Raw genomic sequence first — 4,120 nt, 5'->3', positions numbered from 1 at the left:
GTTCCAGTCGCTCCTGGCGGACCTGCTGGAAATTTCCCGCTTTGATGCGGGCGCCGCCACTCTCGACGCCGAACCCACKGACATCGTCCAGCTCGTCGCCCACGTCATCGAGGGAGTGGCGCCCGTCGCCGCCGAATACGGGTCCGCCGTCACCCTCAACGCACCGGCCGGCAGCATCATCGTCGACATGGACGACCGCAGGATCGACCGCATCCTGCGCAACCTGGTCCTGAACGCCCTTGAACACGGCGAGGGCCGCCMGGTGAACATCTCTGTGGCCGCCAACGACACCGCGGTGGCCGTGGCCGTGCGGGACCATGGAATCGGCATGACACCGGCCGAGGCCGCCCGCGTCTTCGACCGCTTCTGGCGCGCCGACCCTGCCCGCGCCCGCACCACGGGCGGCAGCGGGCTGGGACTGTCGATCGCCGCCGAAGACACCAAGCTCCACGACGGCTGGCTGCAGGCGTGGGGGAGCAAGGGCAACGGGTCAAACTTCCGGCTGACCCTTCCCCTGCGCCGCGACGAGCCGATCACCCGGTCTCCGCTCCAGCTGGAACCGGTCAACGTCGGGCTCCCTGGGCCTGGCAGCCAGCGGACAGTGCTGCTCCTGGACCGGCCGCCGGCCGTTGGGATGCCGGCCGCAGATACACCGGCAGGAACACAGGGCAAACCTGACGGCGGGACCKACGCCGACGACTTCACGGCGGACGGTTTGGCTGAAGACGGCTCTACCGGCGTGGGCGGGACGAGCCCGGGCGGCGACGCAGCCGGTTTCCGGGGCCGTGGAACGGAAGGCAGGGCATGAACGGTGTTTCCATTTCCGGCAAATTCACCAGGGTAGGGGMGGCGCTGCTGGCCGTCGTCCTGCTGCTGTTGACCTCGTGCGCCCAGATTCCGCGCTCCGGCCCGGTGGGCAAGAGCAAGGATGAGAGCGCCGGAAACCCCAATGCCCCCGTGTTCTTCCCGGCAGCGCCGCGTCCGGGCGCAGGGCCCGAGGCGGTCATTGAGGACTTCTACCTGGCCGGAAGCGGCTATGAAGACGATTATGCCGTCGCCCGGCAGTACCTCACCCAGGCGTCATCGGTGACATGGAAGCCGGACCAGCGGGCGCTTGTTTTCCGGAAGGCCTCGGTGGTGGCCACCGGCGTCGAAAACGTCTTCAACTACCAGCTCGACCTCGCCTATTCGGTGGACGCCGACGGCGTGGCGACGCAACTTCCCGAGGGCACCACCGAGAACATACCCGTCACGCTGACCCAGGTGGACGGCGAGTGGCGGATCTCGGATCTCCCGGACGGCACGGCGATTCCGGAAGAGACCTTCAAAGTCATCTACGGCGCCTACCCGATCTACTTCTACGACCCCACCTTCACCTACGCCGTGCCCGATGTMCGGTGGTTCATCCGCAAGAAAACCGTCAAGGCCATGACGAGCGCCCTGCTCGGCGGCCCCGCCCCCTACCTCAAGGGCGCCGTCGTCAGCGCATTCCCGTCGGGCATCAAGCTGGCGCGCGAGTCCGTGCCCGTGGTCTCCGGCGCCGCCCAGGTGGATCTCACGGCCAAGGACCTCGTCGACGCCTCCAACGAGGACCGGCTGCGGATGCAAACCCAGCTGGCCCTGACGTTCCGCAGCCAGCCGGATGTCATTAACGTCGAGCTCCGGGCCAACCAGGATCTGGTGCGCGTCGAAGACAACGGAACGGTCCTGCCTCCGGTCCGCGACGAAAGCGTCCCCGGCTATCAGATCGCCGTCAGCAACAACGACCTGGTCCGGTACGAGAACAATCGGCTTTCACCCCTGCCGGATATCCGGTCCGTCGCGGCCCTGTCGCCGCGGGCGCCGGCGGAATCCGCCGAGTCACAGGCTGCTGCGTTCCTCAACGCCGACCGCACCACGCTGTACTCGATCGTTCCGGGCCAGCCGGCCAGGGCCCTGACCACGCGGGCCACCCTCTCCCGGCCCTCGTTCGGCCGGTACGACTGGGTCTGGACCGCCGGGCCGGGCGCTGCCGGCGCCACCGAAGTGGTTGCCTTCCGGCCGGTCGGCGTGGCGGAGAGCGGCAACGTGCCCACCGTGACCCTGACACCGGGGTGGCTTGCCGGCCGGACCGTCAAGGAGTTCCGGATATCCCGGGACGGCACGCGTGCACTGGTCATTTCGCAGCAGAACGGCAAGAGCCTGGTCCAGATCACCGGGATCATCCGGAACACGGACGGCACCCCAAGGGATCTGACCGTACCCCTGACGCTTCTGACGCCCCGGGATCCTGACCAGGGCGTGTGGGTGGATGACACCACAGTCGCGGTCATGAAGGCCTCCGCCAGCGACGCCGTCACTCCCGAGTTGTTGTCCCTGACCTCCACCCAGCCGCAGCAGCTGGCGCCGTGGCCCGGGTTGACTGCCCTCAGCGCAKGAAACGGGGCATCGGAGATCTACGGCCAGTCCGCKGAAGGGATCTTCCAGCGGCTGGGCAACGGCTGGTCGCCGCAGCTCAAGGGCCCCATCGACCCGTCATTCCCGGGCTGACCACKGGGGTGAGACCGCAGGGGTTGTCCACATAGCCTCCCGCGGTGCTGCCGGCGCGCGCGTCTCCGGTCCACGATCGGAGGATGAGCACTCACACGCCCCGCGGCGGCAGAAATGGCGGGGACGGAAATGTCGGCGGCGGAAATGGCGGGGAACGCGATGACGTGCCGGCCCGGGGCAKACCCCCACACGCGGGGCACGATCCGGGCCGGCGACCGGTCGCGGATCCGGACCTGGCCCCGGCTGCACCGACGCCGGCAAGGCACCGCGGCGTGTACGCGCGGCCGCTGGCGCGGCTGTCCGACCGGGCCGCGGCGGCTGCGGCAGAGGTGCTCGCCCTCGCCATCCCGGTGGAGTGCGTCTGCTGCGGCGCGGAAGACTCTGCACTTTGCGGCGCCTGCGCCCGGCAGGTGCGCCTGCTGACACTCAGGCCGTTCCGGGCCGAGGCCCAGGCGCCGGCCCTGATGGATACGGACGGCTCCGTGCTGCTGCCCGTGGTGGCGGCCGGGGCGTACCGGGCCGAGCTCGCGCAATGCCTCCTGTCCTTCAAGAGCCACGGCCAGGCKCGGCTGGCGGGCKAGCTGGCGCGGGGCCTGGCACGGGCCCTGCACGCCGCKGCAGGGCCGGTGGAGGGACTCGTCCTGGTCCCTGTACCGACYAGCGGTGCCGCCTTCCGCAAGAGGGGGTTCAGTCCCGTCCATCTCCTGCTCCGCCGGCTCGTTCGCGGCGATGAAATCCCCGGGTTCACCGTCGCGGACGCACTGCGGAAAACCGMGCGGCCCGCATCGGGCCCGGGAACACCGGAGCTTCCACTGCGGACCGTAATAAACGGGTTGGGGCGGGCCGGCGGGCAGAAGGGACTGGGCCGGGGTGCCCGCTCCCGACGGGTGCGGGGAACCATGCGGGCCAGGGCAGGCCCGTGGTCTCCGGCAGTCCTGGGACGGACGTGCATCGTCGTTGATGACGTGCTGACCACCGGCGCCACTGTGGCCGAGGCAGCCCGTGCGCTGCGGGCAGCAGGGGCCCTTGTCGGCGGTGCCGTTGTGCTGGCCGCGACACGCCCGCCGGCCACCGCCKACGGTGATGCCTCCGGCCCCGCCGTGGCGGGCGCKACCGGCGTGAAGTAAAAAAATAAACCGGAAAAGGATGAATAACAGGTTGCTATGAACTAACGTCGAAGATGGGTACCAAGAACAGATGTACCTGTCGATAGCKGCTCGGAAAGGGGCTCGACTGTCAGTCAGATCGGCCCCCGGGAAGTACCGCCGTCGTGTCACCGAAGTCATTTGGAGGGCACCATGGAGTTCATGATCAGCGGACGCAACTTGACGGTCTMAGACCGGTTCCGCGAATATGCCGACGAGAAGATCTCAAAGATCGCCTCGTTGGGAGACAAGGTCCAGAGGGTAGACGCGAAGGTCACCAAGGAGACCAAGGCCCGCCAGACCGCAGAATCGCTCACGGTTGAGTTGACAGTCTTGGGACGCGGCCCCGTAATCCGCGCTGAAGCGAGTGCCGCCGACAAGTTCGCTGCCTTCGATCTCGCTTACAACAAGCTTCTTGAACGCCTGCGCAGGGCCAGGGACCGTAG

General features: G+C 68.6%; 4 protein-coding genes. All 4 read left to right on the top strand.

What is annotated here, in order from left to right; translation table 11 throughout:
• Positions 1-808 (top strand): ATP-binding protein (locus AC1DBQ_RS22330; RefSeq protein ID WP_476930593.1); only part of this gene is annotated, 808 nt, incomplete at its 5' end.
• On the top strand, positions 805-2,529 hold the full coding sequence (locus tag AC1DBQ_RS22325) for an LpqB family beta-propeller domain-containing protein (RefSeq protein ID WP_476930592.1): 1,725 nt from the start codon (positions 805-807) through the stop codon (positions 2,527-2,529). The genes AC1DBQ_RS22330 and AC1DBQ_RS22325, both read left to right, overlap by 4 nt.
• Positions 2,530-2,801: 272 nt before the next feature.
• Positions 2,802-3,656: a ComF family protein gene (locus AC1DBQ_RS22320; RefSeq protein ID WP_476930591.1), complete on the top strand. Its 855-nt coding sequence runs from the start codon at positions 2,802-2,804 to the stop codon at positions 3,654-3,656.
• A 171-nt stretch (positions 3,657-3,827) separates the two neighbouring features.
• On the top strand, positions 3,828-4,120 hold a 293-nt coding region (gene hpf, locus AC1DBQ_RS22315), incomplete at its 3' end, for a ribosome hibernation-promoting factor, HPF/YfiA family (protein ID WP_476930590.1).

The organism is Arthrobacter sp. 10T413_2 (assembly GCF_056394205.1).
This window is presented reverse-complemented; position numbering and strand designations above follow the sequence as displayed.